The 23407-nt window shown below is 44.8% G+C and carries 21 protein-coding genes and 1 riboswitch; of the genes, 20 read left to right on the top strand and 1 reads right to left on the bottom strand.

From position 1 onward, the window contains the following. Positions 1–51: 51 nt before the first annotated feature. The 8 genes from fadR (at position 52) to EBO34_RS10175 (ending at position 8780) form a co-directional block, all read left to right on the top strand. Positions 52–639 (top strand): fatty acid metabolism transcriptional regulator FadR, encoded by a 588-nt coding sequence (fadR, locus tag EBO34_RS10210; RefSeq protein WP_122897893.1) that lies wholly within the window; start codon positions 52–54, stop codon positions 637–639. 119 nt (positions 640–758) lie between these two features. Further along, positions 759–1538: an enoyl-CoA hydratase gene (locus EBO34_RS10205; protein ID WP_122897891.1), complete on the top strand. Its 780-nt coding sequence runs from the start codon at positions 759–761 to the stop codon at positions 1536–1538. Positions 1539–1633: 95 nt separating this feature from the next. After that, a complete protein-coding gene (locus EBO34_RS10200) occupies positions 1634–2404 on the top strand; it encodes an electron transfer flavoprotein subunit beta/FixA family protein (protein WP_122897889.1) in 771 nt (256 codons plus the stop codon). Between the two features lie 18 nt (positions 2405–2422). Beyond that, positions 2423–3400, top strand: coding sequence for an electron transfer flavoprotein subunit alpha/FixB family protein (locus tag EBO34_RS10195; protein WP_122897886.1), 978 nt, complete (start codon positions 2423–2425; stop codon positions 3398–3400). A 296-nt stretch (positions 3401–3696) separates the two neighbouring features. Then, positions 3697–4515, top strand: coding sequence for a bacteriorhodopsin (locus tag EBO34_RS10190; RefSeq protein ID WP_183163806.1), 819 nt, complete (start codon positions 3697–3699; stop codon positions 4513–4515). A gap of 173 nt (positions 4516–4688) precedes the next feature. Next, positions 4689–5003, top strand: coding sequence for a thioredoxin (trxA, locus tag EBO34_RS10185; RefSeq protein WP_122897882.1), 315 nt, complete (start codon positions 4689–4691; stop codon positions 5001–5003). A 393-nt stretch (positions 5004–5396) separates the two neighbouring features. Continuing rightward, complete coding sequence (gene uvrC / locus EBO34_RS10180) at positions 5397–7178, top strand: excinuclease ABC subunit UvrC (protein ID WP_122897880.1); 1782 nt, start codon at positions 5397–5399, stop codon at positions 7176–7178. Positions 7179–7243: 65 nt separating this feature from the next. Next, a riboswitch (Lysine riboswitch) is annotated at positions 7244–7426 on the top strand. A gap of 121 nt (positions 7427–7547) precedes the next feature. Next, the gene (locus EBO34_RS10175) at positions 7548–8780 is read left to right on the top strand and encodes an aspartate kinase (RefSeq protein WP_122897878.1); all 1233 of its coding nucleotides are present in this window, start codon (positions 7548–7550) and stop codon (positions 8778–8780) included. Between the two features lie 202 nt (positions 8781–8982). Here the strand turns inward: EBO34_RS10175 and EBO34_RS10170 are convergent, their stop codons facing one another. After that, a complete protein-coding gene (locus EBO34_RS10170) occupies positions 8983–9447 on the bottom strand; it encodes a YslB family protein (protein ID WP_122897876.1) in 465 nt (154 codons plus the stop codon). A 199-nt stretch (positions 9448–9646) separates the two neighbouring features. Between EBO34_RS10170 and EBO34_RS10165 the strand changes: the two genes are divergently transcribed. The 12 genes from EBO34_RS10165 (at position 9647) to racE (ending at position 23327) form a co-directional block, all read left to right on the top strand. Further along, positions 9647–10996 carry a TrkH family potassium uptake protein gene (locus EBO34_RS10165; protein ID WP_122897874.1) on the top strand — a complete coding sequence of 450 codons (1350 nt, stop codon included), beginning with the start codon at positions 9647–9649 and terminating at the stop codon, positions 10994–10996. Between the two features lie 379 nt (positions 10997–11375). Then, positions 11376–11984 carry a succinate dehydrogenase cytochrome b558 subunit gene (locus EBO34_RS10160; RefSeq protein WP_122897872.1) on the top strand — a complete coding sequence of 203 codons (609 nt, stop codon included), beginning with the start codon at positions 11376–11378 and terminating at the stop codon, positions 11982–11984. Positions 11985–12097: 113 nt separating this feature from the next. Then, complete coding sequence (gene sdhA / locus EBO34_RS10155; RefSeq protein WP_122897870.1) at positions 12098–13870, top strand: succinate dehydrogenase flavoprotein subunit; 1773 nt, start codon at positions 12098–12100, stop codon at positions 13868–13870. Beyond that, complete coding sequence (gene sdhB / locus EBO34_RS10150) at positions 13867–14631, top strand: succinate dehydrogenase iron-sulfur subunit (protein WP_122897867.1); 765 nt, start codon at positions 13867–13869, stop codon at positions 14629–14631. Before sdhA ends, sdhB begins: the two co-directional genes overlap by 4 nt. Positions 14632–14755: 124 nt before the next feature. Beyond that, positions 14756–15214, top strand: coding sequence for an acyl-CoA thioesterase (locus EBO34_RS10145; protein WP_122897865.1), 459 nt, complete (start codon positions 14756–14758; stop codon positions 15212–15214). 307 nt (positions 15215–15521) lie between these two features. After that, positions 15522–15746, top strand: a complete 225-nt coding sequence (locus EBO34_RS10140) for a helix-turn-helix domain-containing protein (RefSeq protein WP_110519602.1) — start codon at positions 15522–15524, stop codon at positions 15744–15746. A gap of 498 nt (positions 15747–16244) precedes the next feature. Beyond that, complete coding sequence (gene glcT, locus EBO34_RS10135) at positions 16245–17084, top strand: glucose PTS transporter transcription antiterminator GlcT (RefSeq protein WP_122897863.1); 840 nt, start codon at positions 16245–16247, stop codon at positions 17082–17084. A 233-nt stretch (positions 17085–17317) separates the two neighbouring features. Then, positions 17318–19288 carry a glucose-specific PTS transporter subunit IIBC gene (ptsG, locus tag EBO34_RS10130; protein WP_122897861.1) on the top strand — a complete coding sequence of 657 codons (1971 nt, stop codon included), beginning with the start codon at positions 17318–17320 and terminating at the stop codon, positions 19286–19288. A 22-nt stretch (positions 19289–19310) separates the two neighbouring features. Continuing rightward, positions 19311–19574 (top strand): phosphocarrier protein HPr, encoded by a 264-nt coding sequence (locus EBO34_RS10125; protein WP_026690576.1) that lies wholly within the window; start codon positions 19311–19313, stop codon positions 19572–19574. Continuing rightward, positions 19574–21304, top strand: coding sequence for a phosphoenolpyruvate--protein phosphotransferase (gene ptsP, locus EBO34_RS10120; protein ID WP_122897859.1), 1731 nt, complete (start codon positions 19574–19576; stop codon positions 21302–21304). Before EBO34_RS10125 ends, ptsP begins: the two co-directional genes overlap by 1 nt. A 225-nt stretch (positions 21305–21529) precedes the next feature. Beyond that, the gene (locus tag EBO34_RS10115) at positions 21530–21997 is read left to right on the top strand and encodes a MarR family winged helix-turn-helix transcriptional regulator (protein WP_122897857.1); all 468 of its coding nucleotides are present in this window, start codon (positions 21530–21532) and stop codon (positions 21995–21997) included. Between the two features lie 517 nt (positions 21998–22514). Continuing rightward, on the top strand, positions 22515–23327 hold the full coding sequence (gene racE / locus EBO34_RS10110) for a glutamate racemase (RefSeq protein WP_122898679.1): 813 nt from the start codon (positions 22515–22517) through the stop codon (positions 23325–23327). Positions 23328–23407: the final 80 nt, after the last annotated feature.

The raw sequence follows: 23407 nt of genomic DNA, 5'->3' as shown, positions 1-23407 counted from the left end.
AGTGAATGAATGGTCATTCATTTTTAGAGGATTGGCTGAGGAAGTGAAGAAATGGCGAAGAAAAAAGGACAGAAGTTTGAACAGATTATTGACGCTGCAGTAAAGGTCATTGCAGAAAACGGTTATCACCATTCACAAGTGTCAAAAATCGCCCGTGAAGCAGGGGTCGCCGATGGAACGATTTATCTTTATTTTAAAAACAAAGAAGATATCCTGATTTCTCTTTTTGAAGAGAAGATGGGAAGCTTTGTCATAAGGAGTAAGGAGCGTCTTGCCAGTGAAACATCTGTTGAACAGAAGCTGAAGCTTCTCATTGAGATGCACCTGAAACAACTGGAGGCCGATTACGACCTGGCCATTGTAACTCAGCTGGAATTGAGGCAGTCAAATCTTGCTCTCAGATCCCGTATTAACGAAGTGCTTAAAGGGTACTTGGGATTGATCGATTCCATTCTGGCAGAAGGAATGGAAAAAGGCTTTTTCTCTCCTGACCTCGATCGTCGCATGGCGCGCCAGGTTATTTTCGGAGCCATTGATGAAGTTGTGACTAACTGGGTTATGAAAGACCACAAGTATGAACTTGTACCATTGGCGGATTCCCTTAACCAAATGCTGCTGACCGGACTTCGGAAAGCGTAAGACTCGTAGAAAACCTCGTAAAAAAGATTGATTTTTTTATGCAGGTTTTCTTAATAAACAAAGGTGAAAGCGTTTTAATGTCGAATAAGGTTAGTTGAGATCGAAAGGAGTGGATCGATTTGAGCGACTATCAATATCTTGCAGTATCCAAGGAAAATAAAATCGGGTACATCACTCTCCAGCATCCACCGGCCAACGCACTTTCTCAGCCGATCTTTCTGGAGCTGGATGACGTGCTTGATAAGCTTGAACACGATGAAGAAGTGAAGGTCATCGTCGTTCATGGTGAAGGCCGCTTTTTTGCAGCCGGAGCTGATATTAAGGAGTTTACAACAGTTGACAGCGGGGGAGCGTTTCAGGAAATGGCTGAACGTGGTCAGCGGGTCTTTGACAAAATGGAAGCCTATCCAAAGCCGATCATTGCTTCTATTCATGGAGCAGCACTGGGCGGAGGTCTTGAACTGGCCATGGCCTGCCACATCCGTTTTGTCGGGGACAATGCCAAGCTTGGACTTCCGGAGCTTCAGCTCGGACTGGTTCCTGGATTTGCGGGTACGCAACGCCTGCCAAAACTTGTGGGGAAATCAAAAGCTACACAGATGCTTCTTACTTCCGATCCTGTAACGGGTAAAGAAGCAGTAGCTCTCGGGCTTGCCGATGCTTCATTTGACGACGAATCCGTCCTTGAAGAAACGAAAGCACTGGCTGCCAAAATCGCTTCAAAAGGTGCTGTTGCTGTCCGTTATGCGCTGGAACTGATCCGACTGGCTGGTCATTCAGAAGCAGATGGTGCAAGTCAGGAAGCGAAGCGCTTTGGTGATGTTTCTCAAACCGAAGACGCCAAAGAAGGAATCGATGCATTTTTAAATAAGCGGAAACCAGTATTTAACGACCGTTAACAGCGGGCACAGAGCTTTATCTTTAAAAGAATAGCAGCAATTTATGAAACCGTTCAAAGCCAATAAACAGAACTGATAATCTGGGAGGGAACAGAATGAATATTTATGTCATTTTAAAGCGTACGTTTGACACTGAGGAAAAAATCCAGATCTCAAACGGAGAGATCGTAGAAGACGGTGCCGAGTTTATCATTAACCCATACGATGAGTATGCAATTGAAGAGGCGATTCAACTCCGTGACGAGCACGGCGGGGAAGTAACACTTGTTACAGTCGGTGAGGAAGAAGCAGAGAAACAGCTTCGTACCGGACTTGCCATGGGTGCTGATAAAGCGGTACTGATTGATAACGAAGAAGTGGAAAACCAAGATCCTTACACTACGCAGGCTCTTCTTGCTGCTTACTTCGAAGACAAAGATGTGGACATCATTTTAGGCGGAAACATCGCGGTTGACGGTGGTTCCGGGCAGGTAGGACCGCGCCTGGCTGAAAAGCTTGGAATCGTTCACGTAACATCCATCGTAAAGATCGACATTGCTGACGGTAAAGCAACGATTGAGCGTGATGTAGAGGGTGACCAGGAAATTGTGGAAGTAAGCCTTCCTGTACTGGTTACTGCGCAGCAAGGGTTAAACGAGCCCCGCTATCCATCCCTGCCAGGCATTATGAAAGCGAAAAAGAAGCCTCTTGAAACACTTGAAGCTGATGATTTCGACCTTGATGAGGACGATGTTGCCGGCAAAACAAAAACAGTAGACCGCTACCTTCCGCCTGAGAAACAAGCAGGAAAAGTTCTTGAAGGTGAAGTGGACGATCAGGTAAAAGAGCTGGTTTCATTACTTAAAAACGAAGCTAAAGTGATATAAACAGAGGAGGATTACACGATGACGAAAAAAGTATTGGCAGTAGGAGAAATCCGCGACGGAGAATTTCGTAACGTATCGTTTGAAGCAGTTGCCGCTGCAAAGGAAATTTCAGCAGGCGGTGAAGTAGTAGGTGTTCTTTTAGGCGAGAATGTAAGCAGTTTAGGCAATGAACTGATCGCATACGGTGCTGACCGTGTTGTTGTCGTTGATAGCGACAAATTGGCCGGATACACGCCGGACGGATACAGTCAGGCACTTCAGGCAGTTATTGATCAGGAAAGTCCTGAAGGGATTGTGCTGGGACATACAGCAATCGGCCGGGACCTTGCACCGAAACTTGCAGCACGCCTGAACTCAGGTCTGGTATCTGATGCAACAGGTGTAGAAACAGCTGGTGAAGAATTCATCTTCACACGCCCGATCTATTCAGGTAAAGCTTTTGAGAAGAAAGTAGTGGCTGAAGGGATTGTGTTTGCAACGGTACGTCCGAACAACATCCCGGCGCTTGAAAAAGACGAGTCCCGTTCTGGTGATGTTGCATCCCTTGACGTAGATATTAAAGACTTGCGTACGATCATTAAAGATGTGGTTAAAAATACAGCTTCCGGTGTGGATCTCTCTGAAGCAAGTGTGATCGTAGCCGGCGGACGCGGTATGAAAGGTTCTGAAAACTTTACGCTCCTTGATGAACTGGCAAATGTACTCGGTGCAGCAGTCGGTGCTTCCCGTGGTGCATGTGACGCTGAATACTGTGATTATGCCCTTCAAATCGGCCAGACTGGTAAGGTCGTAACACCGGATCTTTACATTGCAGTGGGTATTTCCGGTGCGATCCAGCACGTAGCGGGTATGTCCAACTCTAAAGTCATCGTTGCAATCAACAAAGATCCCGAAGCAGAGATCTTCAACATTGCCGATTATGGAATTGTCGGAGACCTGTTTGACGTCGTTCCAAAGCTGACGGAAGAGTTTAAGAACGTTTTGGTTAAATCGTAAGTGATTTATGTGAGAAGGACCTTGCCGCTCAGGCAGGGTTCTTTTTTTTATGAGGAGGACGTAGTTGAGGGTGAGGATGTGTTTTTTCCATATAAATTTGGAGGGAGACTGGAATTCTTAATATTCAGGGGGGAATTCTTAACACAAATCCACCAATAATTAATATTCGCCCCTCCATCCTTAACACAAATCCAACTTCCCCTTGTAAAAAATAAAAGAAATCCCGGTCCTTTTACATAAACCATCTCCTTATTTAGCAAACTATGGAAAATGCCGTACTGAAGGAGATTCAGCCGATGTCGTTGCAAAACCACCCCGGAATTAATTATGAAAACCTTTTTAATTACTCGACGATGCAGCATGATATTGTTGCCCACGTTCTTACTCTCGGGTTCGTAGCCCATGCGGCGGGCCTCGTTTATTTTGCCTTCGCCCAAAAAGATATCCATCCCCGCCTCAGGACGGCGACGATTATGTCATGCTTTATTATGGCAGCCGCAGCACTGAACCTTTTCAGGCAGTTTTCATCATGGAATGATGCCTTCACATGGCAGGGATCTGCTTATGTAATGGAGCAGACATTTTCAAATGGCTTTCGCTATTTTAACTGGTTTATCACCCTTCCTCTTCTTTTGACGCAGCCTATGTTTGTATTCGGGATCAAAGGAAAATCGTTTATGAGAAATACCCTGATTTTTGTCACAGCAAGTGCAGTGATGGTGCTGACAGGCTATATCGGTCAGATGTATGAGGTGACGAACCCGTTTTTATACTGGCTGTGGTTCATACTCGGTTCCATTGCCTATGTTCCTCTTTTGGTCGTTCTCTACCGGGTGTACTTTGTGGATCGCCAAAAGGTGCCGGCCCACATTGAAAAGCTCGTCAAAGGACTGTTTTACTTCCAGGTCGCAGCGTGGACCATTTACTTATTTGCGTACCTGATGCCGGCACTTTCGTTTACACCCAACGGCGTAGTGACAAGGCATCTGCTTTATACAATCGCCGACATTTCTTCGAAGTTTATTTATGGTGTGTGGCTGTCCTATATCGCACTGAAAATCAGTGCTGAAAAAGGGTACCAGCCGGCTGTGGAGAAGCTTACCGCACTGGATTGAGCATATTCATTGTAACGGTCTACTGAATTCGTTAAAATACTATTATCCGTAAAGCTGGATGGTCACAATTCCTATGGTTTTATGGAAGAAAGCAGTTCATTCGCAACATTTATTGAAAAAATGATATACTAAACAGGAGAAATCATAGTCCTGTTGAGGAGGAGTTTTTTAAAATGGCAATTAAAAACGTAACAGATAGCAATTTTGGTCAGGAAACAAGTCAAGGCTTAGTATTAGCAGACTTCTGGGCACCGTGGTGCGGGCCTTGTAAGATGATCGCTCCGGTTCTTGAAGAACTTGACGCTGAAATGAGCGACAAAGCACAAATCGTAAAGCTTGATGTTGACGAAAACCAGGAAACAGCAAGCAAATATGGCGTTATGAGCATCCCGACTTTACTCGTATTCAAAGACGGTGAAGTAGTGGATCAGGTAGTCGGTTTCCAGCCGAAAGAAGCCCTTGTTGAACTTCTTAACAAACACGCATAAGCAACAGTAAAGGGAAAGCTGTCCGTTACCGGGCGGCTTTTTTTTATTGTTTAAACTTTCTATATGTGGATTACTTTATGATGAATCTCCTCCGCTTCCAGCTCCAGCGCCTGCGAGTTCGAGGTCATTTCATTCCATCAGCTTAAGCCAAAGAGCGGCTTCAATCTGTAATAAAGCATAAGGGCAACTAAGGCTTTCGTCATCATGGCGAAAGCCAAGTTTTCTTTATCGCTCGTCACTAAGACGCTTGCGCTTTTGTTCTATAAACGCGGTCTTAATAATCTTTGGTTGAATACGGGTGCCTGAGACTGCGACATCTCTTCCTTTTTCCTGTTTCAACCCTGTGCTATAGTAAAAGATACGAACATACATTTGAAGGGTGTGATCACGGCCGTGGAATCGTTAAAAGAAAAAATCTCCCTCGTTCCAGCCCAGCCCGGATGTTATTTGATGAAAAACAAACACGGAACGATCATATATGTCGGAAAAGCAAAAGTACTGAGAAACCGTGTCCGCTCCTACTTTTCAGGTTCCCACGACATGAAAACACAGAGGCTTGTGAGTGAGATCAGGGACTTTGAATACATTGTTACCTCTTCAAACGTGGAAGCCCTTGTTCTGGAGCAGAACTTAATAAAAAAGTACGAACCAAGATACAACGTTCTTTTAAAAGATGACAAGCACTACCCTTATTTGAAAGTCACAAACGAGGAGCACCCTCGTCTGATAACGACACGGAAGGTGAAAAAAGACGGGGCAAAGTATTTCGGTCCTTACCCTAATGCTTTTGCTGCAAACGAGACAAAAAAACTTCTCGACCGCATTTATCCTCTCAGAAAGTGCCGAACTCTCCCTGACCGTGTGTGCTTGTATTATCACATTGGACAGTGTATGGCCCCGTGTGAGTTTGAGGTTAGTCAGGAGAAAAATAAAGAGATCGTCAGTCAGGTTGTCCGTTTCCTGAATGGCGGCCATAAAGAAATCAAAGACGAGCTATTCAAAAAAATGCACGAAGCATCGGAAGAGCTGAATTTTGAACGTGCAAAAGAGCTTCGTGATCAGGTGCAGCACATTGAGGCTGTGATGGAAAAACAGAAGATGGCACTTACGGATCTTGTCGACCGTGATGTCTTTGGCTTTGCTTACGATAAAGGCTGGATGTGTATCCAGGTCTTCTTTGTGCGTCAGGGGAAACTGATTGAACGCGATGTTTCCATGTTTCCCATGTATCAGGACCCGGAAGATGATTTTTACACATTTATTGGACAGTTCTACGATGATGATCAGCACAAAAAGCCCAAAGAGATTTTTCTGCCCGAAGAAGCAGACGAAGCCCTGGTAAGCGAGTTTCTTGACGTGAAGGCGCTAAAGCCGAAAAAAGGGCAGAAAAAAGAGCTTGTAAAGCTGGCTGTGAAAAATGCGTCCATCGCACTGAAAGAGAAGTTTGATCTCATCGACCGAGATGAAAAGAAGACGATCGTGGCGGTTGAGGAACTGGGAAAAGCCCTCCACATTGATACGCCCCACCGGATCGAAGCCTTTGACAATTCAAATATTCAAGGGGTTGATCCCGTCTCGGCCATGGTCTCGTTTCTGGATGGAAAGCCGGATAAAAAAAGCTACCGTAAATATAAAATCAGATCAGTGGAAGGTCCGGACGATTATGATTCCATGCGTGAAGTTGTAAGGCGAAGGTATTTCCGTCTGTTAAAAGACGAGCAGCCCCTTCCTGATCTCATTGTTATTGACGGGGGAAAAGGACAGATTTCTGCAGCCCAGGGGGTACTGGAGGATGAACTGGGACTGGCAATCCCTGTCTGCGGACTGGTAAAAGATGAAAAACACCGGACCTCCCAGCTTATGATTGGTGACCCGCCCCGGGTGGTGCCGTTAAAAAAGACGAGTCAGGAATTTTACCTTCTTCAGCGAATTCAGGATGAAGTGCACCGGTTTGCGATTTCATTTCACCGGAATGTAAGAAAGAAGACGATGTTCACCTCCATTCTTGACGACATAGAAGGCATTGGAGAAAAAAGAAAAAAGGCGCTGCTGAAGCACTTTGGTTCAGTAAAGCGTCTGAAAGAAGCCTCTGTTGATGAAATCCGTGGAGCAGGGGTGCCCGCTGCTGTGGCAGAAAAGCTGAAGGAAAAGTTAGAGGCGGAAAAAGAAAAATAGATTTTTACATTGTCAAATACGAAAATGTCTGTTACACTCGTAAACATCAAAATACAAACAAAAGAGTGATTGGTAGAGGAGCGGACGTGAAGAGTACAGTTGCCGAGGGGGTTGAGCCCCTGTGAAACAGCTGGAAAGGAACGGTCGCCGAAGTGCAAAAAGCAACTCAAATGCTTTTTCACTGGAGCTGTGCTGAATAAGTACAGAGCTGTCATGCAACGAAGGTTGTGTGGAGAACTATCTCACCGGACGACACGTGTATTATTTTAGTCGATGCGGCAGTGGGATTGTGATCCTCCTGCTGCTTTTTTATACCTTTTTGTATTGACCTAGCCATGCACTGGTAATTCATTGGAGGAGGCGTTTTGATTGGCCACACTGGTTCAGAAATTCGGAGGCACTTCAGTAGGAGATGCAGCTAAGATTAAGCGGGCTGCAGAAAAAGTTAAACGGGCGAAAGATGAAGGACACGAAGTTGTAACTGTTGTGTCAGCCATGGGGAAATCTACAGACGCCCTGGTTGACTTAGCCTACCAGCTTAGTGAAGAGCCTGACAAAAGGGAACTTGACATGCTCATGAGTACGGGGGAACAAGTCACGATTTCCCTAATGGTTATGGCCCTTAAGGAAATGGGAATTGATGCTGTATCCCTGACAGGGTGGCAGGCAGGAATCCGGACAGAGGATGTTCACCAGAACGCCCGGATTACGGATATTAAAACAGAGAATTTAGAACGTCATTTAAAAGAAGGAAAAGTCGTTATCGTTGCCGGGTTTCAGGGAATGACACCTGAAGGGGAAATTACAACACTCGGCCGCGGTGGTTCAGATACAACGGCAGTTGCCCTGGCGGCTGCTCTTAAAGCTGAGAGCTGTTCAATCTTTACAGATGTTACCGGCGTATACACATCCGATCCCCGGGTAGTAAAGAAAGCCCGGCAGCTGCAAAGCATTTCATACGATGAAATGCTCGAACTGGCCAACCTTGGGGCCGGGGTTCTTCACCCAAGAGCTGTGGAGTTTGCAAAAAACTATTCAATTCCCCTGATTGTAAGATCAAGTATGATCGATCAGGAAGGAACCGTTGTAGAGGAGGAAGCATCAATGGAACAAAATTTAGTCGTACGCGGCCTTGCATTTGAAAGTGCTGTGACGAAGGTCACCGTAGAAAGAATGCCAAACAGGGTGGATACACTTTCAAGCCTGTTTACCTCTCTTGCAGAGTCAGGTATTAATGTAGATGTTATTATTCAGCAGGTTACGGAGGACCAGAAAGTAAATGTGTCCTTCTCCATTCATACACAGGCATTAAAAGAAACCCTCGAAGTTCTGGAGACTATTCAATCAAAACTTCAATATCAAAAGGTGCGCCACGTGGATCAGCTGTCCAAAGTATCCATTGTGGGCTCAGGCATGATTTCAAATCCCGGTGTCGCAGCAGATATGTTCCGTGTTCTTGCCAAAGAGGAAGTACCGGTTGAAATGGTGTCTACCTCCGAAATAAAAGTATCTACAGTAATAGAAGAGAAGTATATGGTTAAAGCAGTAGAATCTCTTCATACGTTCTTTGAGCTTGATGAACGGGTGGAAGTAAGAGCGTAACAGGACGCAATTACAAAAATAAGAGGTGTCCGGCAGAAAGTCTGCCGGCACCTCTTTTACATTGGCTGTTTTCGTAAGAATTGTTGCTTTTACTGCACCACCGCGGAAAGCGAAGGGTACGCATGCTGCATCTTCATTATCTGTACTCTAAAGAAAGTGCGTGCAGCAACAATGTATATGAAAACAGCCTTTTCATTTCAGTTTATGAATCGGTTCGTTCTGGATCTTTATGGTCCCATCGTACAGTGATTTCAAAAACGAGGGGCTTTTTCTTTTTCAATTCATAGGCAGCCTCGGTGATGAATCCTTTTTGAAGCTGTATTTGTTCGGCAAGAAAGCCGCATTCTAATGATACGGGTGCGTGTTCACGGGTAAGGCTCGTAGCAGAAAGCTCAAATAAGGCTTCGTGCTTCTTTTCCTTGATCCGTTTTATGACACCCCACTGTGCTTTGTAAAAGAAGCGCTGAATCTCCTCAAAGGAAGAGAGCGGCTCTTTCCTTGCAATCGACTTGCCTGCCCAGTAAAGAATAGCTTCTTCTTCTTTGCCAAGCAGCTCAGGCAGTAAAGCATGACGCAAAAGATCATAGCTGAACTGCGGATCGGTGGTTAACGGGCTCTGCTCTTTTTCTTCTTGCTTAATGTGTTCTTTTGTTTCGTTACTAGCCATAGTTGTAGACTTCCTCCAGTACCATTGCTCCTCGTTACAGGCATGTTGTCTTTTTATCTTATCATAGTCCCGGTAAAACAGGATAAGAATTTCGAATGGTTACACGGATTTTTTTACCTCGCAGAATGATGAAATTCCATAGCGGGATCATCCAGATAGTGGTATACTAAGTCCCGACTAAAAGTGGAGGTTCAATGTAATGAAGCTCGGTTTATCAAAATTATTAACACCTTTTAGAATTATATTAACCTCATACGTTGTAGCGATGTTTGTGTTCAGCATCCTGTTGTTTTTACCCATCTCATCACAGCAGGGTGTTTCAGTCAGCTATTCTGAAGCACTTTTCACATCCGTAAGTGCTGTCAGTGTAACAGGGCTGACAGTTGTGAATGTTTCCGAAACCTACAGTGGGTGGGGCATACTGTTCCTCGCACTTGCGATACAACTTGGCGGGATCGGTGTCATGACAATTGGAACATTCGTATGGATGATCTTCGGACGAAAAATTCAGTTATCCCAGCGCATGCTTATCATGGTGGACCACAATCAAATTGCCTTCAGCGGACTCGTTAAATTGATGAGAGGGATTCTGGGTGTAGCCATTGCTATTGAAATTATTGGCACACTGATTTTAGGTACATATTATTTGAATTATTTCGACACAGCCCTTGAAGCTTATTACCAGGGTGCTTTTGGAGCACTTTCGGCATTTACAAACGCAGGCTTTGATGTAACTGGTCAGTCTCTTATCCCGTTTGTGGATGACTATTTTGTCCAGCTTGTTAATATACTCCTGATCATTCTCGGTGCGATCGGTTTCCCTGTACTCATGGAAATGAAGGAATACTTGACGAGTAAAGACAATAACTTTCGGTTCAGTCTCTTTACGAAGATTTCTGTGTCTACGTACTTCATTGTACTGGTGATCGGATTTCTCGGGCTTTGGATTCTGGAGAGAAATGAGTTTTATGATGGCCTTGCCTGGCATCAGCAGTTCTTTTTCTCCCTGTTTAATTCAACAACGGCAAGAAGCGGGGGGCTGGCAACGATGGATATATCCGAGTTGGGGTTAGCCAGCCTTCTTCTCCTGTCCGGTCTGATGATCATCGGCGCCAGTCCGTCCAGTGTGGGCGGGGGAATCAGGACGACAACACTTGCGGTTATGTTTTTGACGATCCGCAGTTTTGCCATGGGGCGCAGGGATGTTAAGGCATTCGGCCGTGAAATCCACCCCGAAGACCGGCAGAAAGCATTCATCGTCCTTTCTGTTTTTGTTGTCGGACTGTTTTCGTCCATTGTTCTTCTCGCCCATTTTGAAGACATGCAGGAAGTGCAGCTCATGGCGATTATCTTTGAGGTGAGTTCAGCCTTCGGAACGTGCGGCTTGTCCATGGGAATCACATCGGAATTATCCCAGGCAAGCCAGAATACGCTTATGATTCTCATGTTTATCGGACGTGTCGGATTAGTTGCCTTCCTGTTCTCCATCCGTCGACAGGAACAAAAGACACATTTCAAGTATCCGACAGAGCGAATCATTATCGGATAATTTAAAAGCTATATCAGAAAAGTACTAATCTTGTGTCACGAAATTGTAATCAAGCATGTTCTCTTTTTGAGAACGTGCTTTTTTGCTATTGAAATCAAACGTTGGCGGGAATTCCACAAATTTTTATATCAGAAAATTAGTAAGATTGTGTTCCTCTGAACGCTTTTCTGTTAAAATGAGGTCTGTATCCGCTTTCTTGACGTTGAGTCAAAAAAGGGAGTACAATAACTTTGTCACAAGATGTTCATAGTTATGGCATTTTCATTGCATTTTAGCAGAAAATGTCGGAAGTATAGACGGAAGAAGGAGGCGTTAGTTGGTCAGCTTTGGGGTAGTAGATCCTGTTTTGAACAATTAAACTTACAGGGGGAAAGAACTGATGTCACAAAATCGAGAGTTTTTCTTACGCAAACTGCATTCTTTATTAGGAGTTATTCCTGTTGGAATATTTTTACTGGTCCACCTGGGGGTAAACTATTTCTCCGTTCGGGGAGAAGAGTCGTACAACCAGGCAGTAGCTTTTATGGAAGGGCTTCCAATGCGCTATGCAATGGAGATCTTTGTTATTTTTCTTCCAATCTTATTCCATGCCATTTACGGACTTTACATTGCCTTTCAGGCAAGACACAATACCGGTACATACAGCTACTTCCGTAACTGGATGTTCCGTCTTCAGCGTACGACAGGGGTCATTACTTTGATCTTCGTAGCCTGGCACGTTTGGGAGACTCGAATTGCTGCTGCACTCGGGCAGGAAGTTAACTTTGACATGATGGCAGATATTGTAGCCAACCCGGTAGCATTGATTGCCTACATCATTGGTATTACAGCAACAACGTTCCACTTTGCTAACGGACTATGGTCGTTTGCAATTACGTGGGGAATTACCGTTTCACCTCGTTCACAGCAGATTTCCACATACGTTACTCTTGGCGTATTCGTACTATTAACATACGTTGGCATTCGATCCATCCTGGCATTCGTATAGCAAATACTTGTTCAAAGTGACAGGTTACGGCGTGTGGATGTTATCGGATCTCCGATCTCCGCAGGCTCAGACGACTCCATTTTGGACACGCACTATGAGAAGGAGTGTTTTGTATGAGCAAAGGTAAAATCATCGTTGTCGGTGGTGGCTTGGCGGGCCTGATGGCTACAATCAAAGCTGCTGAAGCCGGCATGAAAGTAGATTTATTTTCAGTAGTACCTGTTAAACGTTCTCACTCTGTTTGTGCACAGGGGGGCATTAACGGGGCATTAAATACAATGGGTGAAGGGGACTCCACGTGGGAGCACTTTGATGACTCTGTATACGGCGGGGACTTCCTTGCGAACCAGCCGCCTGTAAAAGCGATGTGTGATGCTGCACCAGGCGTCATCCACCTGATGGACCGAATGGGCGTTATGTTTAACCGTACTCCGGAAGGGCTTCTTGCTCTTCGACGCTTTGGTGGAACACAGCACCACCGTACTGCTTTTGCCGGTGCTACAACCGGTCAGCAGCTGTTATATGCATTGGATGAGCAGGTACGCCGCCATGAAGTAGCAGGTCTTGTCACAAAATACGAAGGATGGGAATTTCTGAGCGCCATCGTAGATGAAAGTGACGGACGCTGCCGCGGGGTAACCGCTCAGAATCTTGCAACTTCCGAAATGCAGTCCTTTAAAGCCGATGCTGTCATTTTAGCAACAGGCGGACCTGGTATTATTTTCGGGAAATCAACAAACTCCATGATCAACACTGGTTACGCAGCCGCTGCGGTTTACAAGCAGGGTGCTTACTACGCAAACGGTGAGTTCATTCAAATTCACCCGACAGCGATTCCTGGAGACGACAAGCTGCGTCTTATGAGTGAATCTGCCCGTGGTGAAGGCGGACGTGTTTGGACGTACAAAGACGGTGAGCCTTGGTACTTCCTGGAGGAGAAATATCCTGCATACGGAAACCTCGTGCCACGTGACATTGCTACACGTGAGATTTTCTCTGTATGTGTAGACCAAAAACTTGGCGTTAACGGTGAGAACATGGTTTATCTTGACCTTTCCCACAAAGATCCGAAAGAGCTTGATATTAAGCTTGGCGGAATCATGGAAATTTACGAGAAGTTCATGGGTGATGATCCACGTAAAGTTCCAATGAAGATATTCCCTGCGGTTCACTATTCCATGGGTGGTCTTTGGATCGATTACGATCAAATGACAAACATTCCTGGTCTGTTTGCAGCCGGTGAATGTGACTATTCCCAGCACGGTGCGAACCGACTTGGAGCAAACTCACTTCTGTCTGCTATTTACGGCGGGATGGTTGCGGGACCAAAAGCAGCTGAGTATATCAACGGTCTTGAGCAGTCTTCCGATGATATCAGCTCCAGCGTATTTGACGGTCAGCTGAAAAAAGATCAGGAAGAGTTTGAAAACATCCTTGGCATGAATGGAACTGAAAACGCATTTAAGCTTCACCAGGAGCTCGGTCAGTGGATGACGGATAACGTAACGGTTGTTCGTGAAAACAAGCGTCTTCTGGAAACGGATGAGAAGATTCAGGAGCTTATGGAACGTTATAAGAAAATCAACATCGACGATACAGCAAAATGGAGCAACCAGAGTGCAGCCTTTGTCCGTCAGCTTGACGGCATGCTGAATCTCTCCCGTGTGATTACACAAGGAGCTTATAACCGTAACGAGAGCCGTGGGGCTCATTACAAGCCTGAGTTCCCTGACCGTAACGATGATGAGTGGTTGAAAACAACAAAAGCGAAGTTTAACGCGGCTGCTGGTGCCCCTGAGTTTGAATATGAAGAAGTAGACGTGTCCCTGATTAAGCCACGTAAACGTGATTACACGTCTAAAAAGCAAGGGAGTGTGAAGTCATGAGTGAAAAAATGATCCATTTGATTATCACGCGTCAAAAAGATGGTGAAGGCGGTTCTTATAAAGAAGAGTTCAAGCTTCCTTACCGTGAAAATATGAACGTGATTTCAGCCCTTATGGAAATCCGCCGTAACCCTGTCAATGCAAACGGGGAAGAGACAACAGCGGTTTCCTGGGAAGCAAGCTGTCTTGAAGAAGTGTGCGGTGCATGTTCCATGGTTATCAACGGAAAGCCAAGACAGTCCTGTACCGCACTTGTGGATCAGCTCGAGCAGCCGATTCGCCTGGAGCCGATGAAGACATTCCCGGTTGTTCGCGACCTTGTCGTTGACCGCAGCCGCATGTTTGACTCCCTTAAGCGGGTAAAAGCTTGGGTTCCAATTGATGGAACATACGATTTAGGTCCGGGACCCCGTATGCCGGAAGCAAAGCGCCAGTGGGCGTACGAGCTTTCAAAATGTATGACATGCGGTGTTTGTCTTGAAGCGTGTCCAAATGTGAATGACAAGTCTGAGTTTATCGGGCCGGCAGCATTGTCACAGGTTCGCCTGTTCAACGCCCACCCGACTGGTGCCATGCATAAAGCGGAGCGCCTGAACACATTGATGGACGGAGAAGGCGGACTGTCCAACTGTGGTAACTCGCAAAACTGTGTGCAGGCATGTCCGAAAGGAATTCCTCTTACAACTTCCATCGCAGCTCTTAACCGCGATACAACATTGCAATCATTTAAGAACTTCTTCGGAAGCGACAATAACTTCTAAAAGAAAATAGAGAAAGGGCCACCCAAAAGCTGGCCCTTTCTGTTTAACAGGGTAATGAATGAACATTCACTCATAAAAGTTTTGGGGTCTGTCCCCGCACAATTTGCAGGAAGAGGTGGCTGATGTGGCGAAACCGGATTATATTGAAGAGATGGAGCAATGGTCGGAGAGTTTTGAATATGGATATCCTGTGACGGTTCGATTTTCCGAAACGGATGCATTTGGACATTTGAATAATACCGTCGCTTTTGTCTATTTTGAGCAAGGGAGAATTAACTTTTTTAAGGACATCGGACTTGGGGAAGAGTGGTTCTCAAAAGGTGGAGAAGGTATTCCCGTGACAGCGGACCTTCACTGTGATTACGTACGGCAAGTATTCTTTGATGAAAAACTGACTGTAAGCTTGAAAGCAGCGGAGATTGGTAACTCTTCTGTAGATCTTCATTACAAAGTAACCAATGAGCAAAATGCCATCTGCATGATCGGCCGCGGCCGGATGGTGCAGGTTTCACGAAAGACAGGGAAGGCACTGCCATGGACCGATTCAGCACGCTCTCTTCTTGAAGCGAGCCGGAAAAAATAAACACAGGAAAAGCGCTATGCTTCCGTGACGGGAGCATGGCGTTTTGCATACTATAGGTTACCTTAATCTTTTAGATCCGGTTAATGGAAATTTAAGCGTATCGGGCACTGTATTTTGAAATGTTGCACTATCAGCCTCTGTATAATGAAATTCCTTGCAATAAAACTGATACATTACACGAGGAAATTGTGTATAACTCATGTTAATCAGAAGTCACAAGCAACCTGCGATTGACATAAGATAACATGACTAAATACTATTCCACCAGCCGACGAAAAAGCAGCCCACGCAAGAAAGGGTGAAATGATTGAAAGAGCACGATTTCCGGCCAAAACCGCTATTAACCAAACGTGAGAGAGAAGTATTCGAGCTACTGGTCCAAGATAAGACAACTAAAGAAATCGCATCAGAATTGTTCATCAGTGAAAAGACCGTACGAAATCATATATCCAACACAATGCAGAAGCTTGGGGTAAAGGGGCGCTCGCAAGCAGTCATAGAACTGATCCGTCTAGGGGAACTGAAAATATAGTACTGAGAGGGTGTTTGTTAAGGCCGGTTACTGCCTTATGAGGCACCCTCTTAGCATTACCAGAACACAAACACTTGTCCGGAAAAAATAGTATACTGATTTCAGGATTAGGTTAAAGATAGTTGATGAAGGGCATGCAGGTTAATCAACATGTTCCTCGTTTAAAATAGGCTGCTTTCGCACAGCGCTGAGGAGGCTCCCGAACCACCCGCGGAAAGTGCAATGAGCGTAGATCAACACCTGACTTTTCTGATCCTATTTTCAAGTAAATGTACTTTTTCAGTGGCCTCGGCAAACCCATGAGGAGGCTCAGCGCGCCTCCACGGAAAGGGAGTGTATTCCTTTCAATGAAACTGAATTTGAATTTCTTTCAGGGGAGCTTTAAAATAAAACAGAAGCAGATCAGCGGATGGTTTAGAAATGAAAGCTTTTTCATTGACTGAGACGGATTGTGACATTATGATGAAAGACAGTGAATCATAGAAAGGTAATGTAATTATGAAGCTTACATACACAATCAAAAAAACTCTGAACAACAATGTGGTTATTGTAAGCGATGAGAATAACCATGAGCTGATTATGATTGGAAATGGCATTGGCTTTTCTAAAAAGAAAGGTGATCCTCTTTCTGACGAGCAATATGAAAAGGTATTCAAACTCGTTGATGAGAAGGAGCAGGAGCTATATAAACAACTTCTGCACAATGTTGACAGCCAGGTGGTCCAGGCTATAAACGATGCGATCCGTCATATTCAGGAAAAGCTCGATCTGCCAGTTCATGAACATATCCACATTGCACTGACTGACCACATCGCTTTCGCCATAAAAAGAGTAGAGCAGGGTTTTGATATTAAAAATCCGTTTCTTCACGATACTGCGCTTCTTTACCCCCAGGAGTTTAAGATCGCAGAAGAAGTGGTGGATGATTTAAATAAAAAACTAGGGGTAAATCTGCCGAAAAGTGAAGTCGGTTTTGTCACTCTGCACATCCACAGTGCTGTATCAAACCGCAGCTTACAGGAAATTAATCATCATTCACAGCTGATCAAAAAGCTCGTTGAAGTGATTGAGAGTCAGCTTGAAGTAACCGTTGATAAGGAAAGCATTGATTATGCGAGACTTGTCAGCCATCTCAGGCGTGTTATCGACCGGGTGATTGACAATGATTTAGTAGAAGTTCATGAAAAATTGGCAGAGGTCTTGAAAAAAGAATATCCCGTATGCTACAATCTTTCATGGAAGTTGGTAAAAATCATTCAGCAGACCATTCGAAAACCTATACCCGAAGCGGAAATCGTTTACATTACGATTCATCTGCAGCGGCTTACAAAACAATAACCATACACACGTTACGTGTTACTGATACGATCAGGCATGAGTAAACAGGTGTATATGAGTCCTTTTGAGGGTCAGTCTATCTTTATAATGGTAGATTTACCTGCTCTGTTTCAAGGGATTCGTATATAGCTTTTGCTCATGTCTTTTTTTGTTTTGTGAAAAACTTTTTTTCTGCTGAATGACAGCGTTTACCGGCTGTTTTGGAAACCATTACAAAAAGGAGGAGTACGACAGTGAGTAATTTGTTTGGATTGCTTCAACGTATCGGCCGGTCATTAATGTTACCGGTTTCAGTACTGCCGGCGGCCGGTTTATTACTGGGTCTTGGTCACGAAAATGTATTTAATATTCCTATTATGACTGAAGCAGGGGGCATCATTTTTGCAAACCTGGCATTAATCTTTGCTATTGGTGTTGCCATTGGACTTTCTGATGGTGACGGAGTAGCAGGTCTCGCAGCTGTTATCGGTTACTTGATCATGAACCAGACACTTGGAATCATGGCAGAATACCAGGGGGTCGAAACAGAGGCTGTTCTTGGTATTGAAACCCTTGGGATGGGAGTATTTGGCGGTATTATTATTGGTCTTGTGGCCTCGTATTTGTATAAGAAATTCTATAATATACAGCTTCCGCAGTTTCTTGGATTCTTTGCAGGAAAGCGATTTGTACCGATTATCACGGCAGCAGTGAGTGTTGTGCTCGGTGTGGCATTCGTATTTATATGGCCGCCGATTCAGCAGGGAATTGACTTCTTAAGTGTACTTGCAACTGAAACAGGCTCAACCGTAGCTGCATTTATCTTTGGTTTTGGTCAGCGTGCGCTCATTCCATTTGGTCTTCACCATATTTTTTACCAGCCATTCTGGTTTGAGTTTGGTACGTACACGAACGCAGCAGGAGAAACGGTTCGTGGGGACATGACCCGTTACTTTGCAGGAGATGAGACTGCCGGTACATTTATGGCAGGTTTGTTCCCATTCATGCTTTTCGGACTTCCGGCTGCAGCACTGGCGATTTACCATGAGGCGAGCCCGGCTAAAAAGAAAGCCGTTGCCGGTATCATGGGATCTGCCGCTCTTACAAGCTTTCTTACCGGTATTACTGAACCGATTGAATTTGCATTCCTTTTCGTAGCACCGGTATTGTTTTTGATTCACTGTATCTTTGCAGGGTTGTCCTTCGTTGCAATGGACCTGCTTAATGTTAAAGCCGGGTTTACGTTCTCCGGCGGGTTTATCGATTATGTGCTTTACTGGAATCTATCAACAAATGCGTGGATGATTATTCCGGTCGGATTAGTATTCGCAGTACTTTACTACTTCGGTTTCCGCTTTGCAATCCGCAAATTTAACCTTCAGACACCAGGTCGTGAAGATGACAGTGAAGATGAAAAAGAAGGCGGAGGCAAGTCAAAACCATCAAAAGGATTGGCGAAAGATGTTCTTTCCGCTCTCGGCGGTAAACAGAACATTTCCGCACTTGATGCCTGTATTACCAGACTTCGTGTCACGGTTAAAAATAAAGGTGATGTGAATAAGGGAGAGCTTAAGAAATTAGGAGCTTCAGGTGTTATGGAAGTGGGTAATAATATACAAGCGATCTTCGGTACAAAGTCCGATACGCTGAAAGGTCAGATTAAAGATATTATCGATGGAAAAGAAGTACAGGAAGACCCAGGTGAACAGGAAACAGATGAAACAAAAGTCGTTCCCGGGAACTCGCAGAAAAAAGAAGCCGGACATCAACCTCTTTCCATAACAACGCCTATTGAAGGTGAGATCCTTGAAATCACTGAAGTACCTGATCAGGTTTTCGCGGGTCGTATGATGGGTGACGGTTTTGCAATTAATCCGAAAAATGGTCTTGTCAAATCTCCCGTTAATGGTAAAGTAGTGAATGTCTTCCCTACGAAACATGCGATAGGCATTGAAGCTGACAGCGGACATGAAATTCTGATACACTTTGGAATTGATACGGTGAACCTGAAAGGACACGGATTTGAAGCATTTGTTCAGGAGGGTGACCGGGTAAAGCAAGGCCAGGATTTATTAAAGGTTGATTTGGACAAAATTAAAGAGAAAGTACCATCTTTGATTACGCCGATCGTACTCACAAACCTGCATGAAGGTGAAGCAGTCAAGCTTCAAAAGCAAGGCTCTGTTTCCTTTGGGGATACAGACATTATAAAAATCACAAAATAATACTTAAAGGAGTGTTTTTCTCATGGCAGAAAAGAATTTCAAAATCACAGCAGAAACAGGTATCCACGCACGTCCGGCAACTCAGCTCGTAAACAAAGCAGGTCAGTATGAGTCTGAAGTTACTCTTGAGCACAACGGGAAATCCGTTAACCTTAAGTCCATTATGGGTGTTATGAGTCTTGGTGTAGGCCAGGGTGCTGAAGTGACAATCAAAGCAGAAGGTCCGGACGCAGACGAAGCACTTGCTGGTCTTGAAGGTGTTATGAAAGAAGGACTCGCTGAGTAATGTCTAAAACATTAACAGGAATCGGAGCTTCTTCCGGCATCGCCATCGCCAAGGCTTTCCTTCTTGAAACACCGGACCTTTCCGTTGAAAAAACAACGGTTAATGATGTTTCAGCAGAAGAAGAAAAGTTCGACAACGCTCTGGCTAAAGCCAAGGGAGAACTTGAAAAGATTAAAGAAAAAACATTAAATGAACTTGGGGAGGAGCATGCGGAGATTTTCTCCGCTCATCTTCTCGTTTTATCGGACCCGGAATTTGTTGATGCCATTCGCGGCAAGGTGAAAGATGAAAAGAGTAATGCAGGCTACGCAGTGAAAGAAGTATCTGACATGTTCGTTTCCATGTTTGAAAACATGGACAATGAATACATGAAAGAGCGTGCTGCCGATATCCGTGACGTATCCAAGCGTGTACTTGCCCACGTCCTCGGTAAAAAGCTCGTTTCTCTTGCTGAAATTGATGAAGAAGTCGTTGTCATCGCTGACGACCTGACTCCTTCCGATACAGCTCAGCTTAACGGTGAGTTTGTAAAAGGTTTCGCAACAGATATCGGCGGTCGTACATCCCACTCTGCTATCATGGCACGCTCCATGGAAATTCCTGCAGTTGTCGGTACAAAAGAAATCACTTCTTCTGCAGACTTTGACACAATGGTTATTGTGGACGGAATCGATGGTACCGTTATTGTTGATCCGTCAGATGATGAAGTGTCTGAGTACAAAAAAAAGCAGGAAGATTTCGCTGAAAAGAAAAAAGAATGGGCCAAACTTGTGAATGACCCGACGGAATCAAAAGATGGTCATCACGTTGAGCTTGCTGCCAATATTGGAACGCCGAATGACCTTGAAGGTGTTATCAACAACGGCGCTGAAGGCATTGGTCTTTACCGTACTGAATTCCTGTACATGGGCCGTGACGAACTGCCTACAGAAGAAGAGCAGTACGAAGCTTACAAAAAAGTCGTTGAAGATATGGACGGCAAACCTGTTGTTATCCGTACTCTCGACATCGGCGGGGACAAGGAGCTTCCATACCTTGACCTGCCAAAAGAAATGAATCCGTTCCTCGGGTTCCGTGCGATCCGTCTCTGTCTTGAAAAAGACGATATGTTCCGCACGCAGCTTCGCGCACTTCTTCGTGCAAGTGCATTCGGCAACCTGAAAATCATGTTCCCGATGATTGCTACTCTTGACGAGTTCCGTCAGGCTAAAGCGATTCTGACTGAAGAGAAAGAAAAGCTCCAGGAAGCGGGAACTGACGTGAGCGATGACATTGAAGTAGGAATTATGGTTGAGATCCCATCTACAGCTGTTATGGCTGATACATTTGCTAAAGAAGTAGACTTCTTCAGCATTGGGACGAATGACCTGATTCAGTATACAATGGCTGCTGACCGTATGAACGAACAAGTATCCTACTTGTATCAGCCATACAACCCGGCGATCCTCCGTCTTGTGAAAATGGTTATTGATGCTGCTCATAAAGAAGGGAAATGGGCTGGTATGTGCGGAGAAATGGCAGGGGATGAAGTGGCTATTCCACTTCTTCTCGGACTCGGACTTGATGAGTTCAGCATGAGTGCAACGTCCGTTCTGCCGGCGCGAAGCCAGATTTCTAAACTGACGAAAAAAGAAGCAGAAGAAGTTGCTGAGAAAGCACTTGCAATGGAAACTGCGGAAGATGTAAAAGCGTTCGTAGAAGAAACTTTTCTTCAGGACAAAGCTATTTAAACAATAAAGAAAGCCTCTGCAACCCTTGTTGCAGAGGCTTTTTACTATTTATAGGATGTCAGCATTTTACTTGATGAATAAAACTTTCCTTTACTTTTCAAGAGAAACACTTGAAAAGAGGGAGAAAAACTAAGAAAATAGGAGTAATACAAGTGTATGAGTTTGAACAGAAAGTGTACATAATACAGGGATGGCCTTCGAATAGGTCAATGGGAGGGGAAAATAATGCCAAAACAAACAATTAAAAAACAGCAGGTTGCTGATATTGAAAAATCACTACGAATGATCGCAGACATTGTTAAACAAAAAGGGAGGGAGATTCTTAATGAATTTCCAATAACCCCTCCGCAATTTGTTGCACTTCAGTGGCTGCATGAATATGGTGATATGACTATCGGAGAGCTATCATCTAAAATGTATCTGGCGTGCAGCACAACGACGGACCTTGTTGACCGAATGGAAAAAAATGAGCTTGTTGAACGGGTGAAGGATACAAACGATCGGCGCGTTGTAAGGATTCACCTTCTGGATAAAGGGGCAACAATCATTAAGGAAGTAATCAACCGCAGGCAGGGTTACCTGCAAGGAATATTAGATGATTTTTCACCGGAAAATGTAGATTTCCTGGACCGGAGCCTAAACTACCTTTTGGATGAAATGAAAAAAGATGCGAAAACGTGGAAATCATTTTGACGAGGATGGGACATAAAAAAGTTTTTAGCTGAAGATCCGAAGAGTGCGAGGACATAGAGGATGAAATATACGCAGACTCCTGCGGGATGAAAAGCAAAGGAGAGACCCCGCAGGGCGGAGCGCGAGGAGGCTTACCAGCTTCCCGCGGAAAGCGAAGTATAATTCAGGAGCGGTTTATTTGCGCCGCATATGATTCGTTCGGATTCTCTTTGACTTAAACACTTCTATCCCAGCTTCCTCATTAACAGTAAAATGTATTTACGGAAACAGGTTTAATAAGATTTCTTTTCGGATTGGCTTTGTTAGAGACCATTTTTGTTGTTTATAAAAATGTTGATTTGAGCGAATGCGCGACACTCCTGCGGGAAAAGCGGGTTCCGGGGAGACCCCGGAAGCGCAAAGCGCTGAGGAGGCTCCCGAACCGCCCGCGGAAAGGGAGCGCAATGAGCGTAAATCAACAAGTGAGTTTAACAGAGCCTTCGAATTAATTTGGACAGAGAAAGAAGGACAAAGTACGTTGAATAAACCAATTGGAGTAATTGATTCCGGAGTAGGCGGTTTGACGGTGGTGTCAGAGATGCTCCGTCAGCTTCCAAAGGAAGAGATTATATATATCGGAGACACCGCCCGCTGTCCGTATGGGCCGCGACCGGTTGAAGAAGTGCGTCAGTATACTTGGGAAATGATTGACTACCTGCTTCAAAACGATGTGAAGCTTCTTGTGATCGGCTGCAACACCGCTACAGCTGTTGTATTGGAGGAAGCAAAGAAAAGGCTTTCCATTCCTGTGATCGGTGTCATTCACCCTGGTGCTATTGCGGCTCTGAAGGTAACTGAAAACGATCACGTTGGTGTCGTAGGAACCGTTGGCACCATCTTGAGCGGAGCTTATGAAAAAGCCCTGATGAGCATTAACAATAAAGTGAAGGTGGAAAGCCTGCCATGTCCCCGCTTTGTCCCTCTCGTGGAAAAGGGTGTGATCAGCGGTGAGGAAGCGGAGCGTGTTGTTACTGAAACTCTCGAACCGATTATCGAAACAGGCATTGACAGTCTGATTCTCGGATGCACGCACTATCCTCTTTTGGAGGAGGTTATTGCAAAGGTGGTTGGGGAGGACATCCAGGTTATCTGTTCAGGCGATGAAACCGCCCGTGAAGTAAGCGCACTTCTTTATCACAAAGATCTGCTCTATACCGGTGACAGGCTGCCTGCTCACCAGTTTTATTCCACAGGATCGGGAGAAACATTTAAAGCTATTGCAAACCAGTGGCTGAGTATCACTGTGGATGACGTTCACCACATTACACTGAGCCCGACTAGAAGCATATAATAAAATGTCAGATACAAAAATCCCCAGGCCGGTACTTTACGGCCTGGGGATTTTTTCAATTCTTTTATAAATGCTTTTCG

Source organism: Alteribacter keqinensis, assembly GCF_003710255.1.
GTDB lineage: Bacteria > Bacillota > Bacilli > Bacillales > Salisediminibacteriaceae > Alteribacter > Alteribacter keqinensis.
The sequence above is the reverse complement of the archived record's forward strand: the minus strand, read 5'-3'. Positions and strand labels throughout refer to the sequence as shown.

What these genes read in the sequence shown, in the direction of transcription:
- EBO34_RS10125 (WP_026690576.1), top strand. Translation starts at nt 19,311, where the DNA reads ATGGCAGAAAAGAATTTCAAAATCACAGCAGAAACAGGTATCCACGCA.
- EBO34_RS10195 (WP_122897886.1), top strand. Translation starts at nt 2,423, where the DNA reads ATGACGAAAAAAGTATTGGCAGTAGGAGAAATCCGCGACGGAGAATTT.
- sdhB (WP_122897867.1), top strand. Translation starts at nt 13,867, where the DNA reads ATGAGTGAAAAAATGATCCATTTGATTATCACGCGTCAAAAAGATGGT.
- EBO34_RS10200 (WP_122897889.1), top strand. Translation starts at nt 1,634, where the DNA reads ATGAATATTTATGTCATTTTAAAGCGTACGTTTGACACTGAGGAAAAA.
- sdhA (WP_122897870.1), top strand. Translation starts at nt 12,098, where the DNA reads ATGAGCAAAGGTAAAATCATCGTTGTCGGTGGTGGCTTGGCGGGCCTG.
- EBO34_RS10190 (WP_183163806.1), top strand. Translation starts at nt 3,697, where the DNA reads ATGTCGTTGCAAAACCACCCCGGAATTAATTATGAAAACCTTTTTAAT.
- glcT (WP_122897863.1), top strand. Translation starts at nt 16,245, where the DNA reads ATGAAGCTTACATACACAATCAAAAAAACTCTGAACAACAATGTGGTT.
- EBO34_RS10160 (WP_122897872.1), top strand. Translation starts at nt 11,376, where the DNA reads ATGTCACAAAATCGAGAGTTTTTCTTACGCAAACTGCATTCTTTATTA.
- ptsP (WP_122897859.1), top strand. Translation starts at nt 19,574, where the DNA reads ATGTCTAAAACATTAACAGGAATCGGAGCTTCTTCCGGCATCGCCATC.
- EBO34_RS10170 (WP_122897876.1), bottom strand. Translation starts at nt 9,447, where the DNA reads ATGGCTAGTAACGAAACAAAAGAACACATTAAGCAAGAAGAAAAAGAG.
- fadR (WP_122897893.1), top strand. Translation starts at nt 52, where the DNA reads ATGGCGAAGAAAAAAGGACAGAAGTTTGAACAGATTATTGACGCTGCA.
- EBO34_RS10115 (WP_122897857.1), top strand. Translation starts at nt 21,530, where the DNA reads ATGCCAAAACAAACAATTAAAAAACAGCAGGTTGCTGATATTGAAAAA.
- EBO34_RS10165 (WP_122897874.1), top strand. Translation starts at nt 9,647, where the DNA reads ATGAAGCTCGGTTTATCAAAATTATTAACACCTTTTAGAATTATATTA.
- trxA (WP_122897882.1), top strand. Translation starts at nt 4,689, where the DNA reads ATGGCAATTAAAAACGTAACAGATAGCAATTTTGGTCAGGAAACAAGT.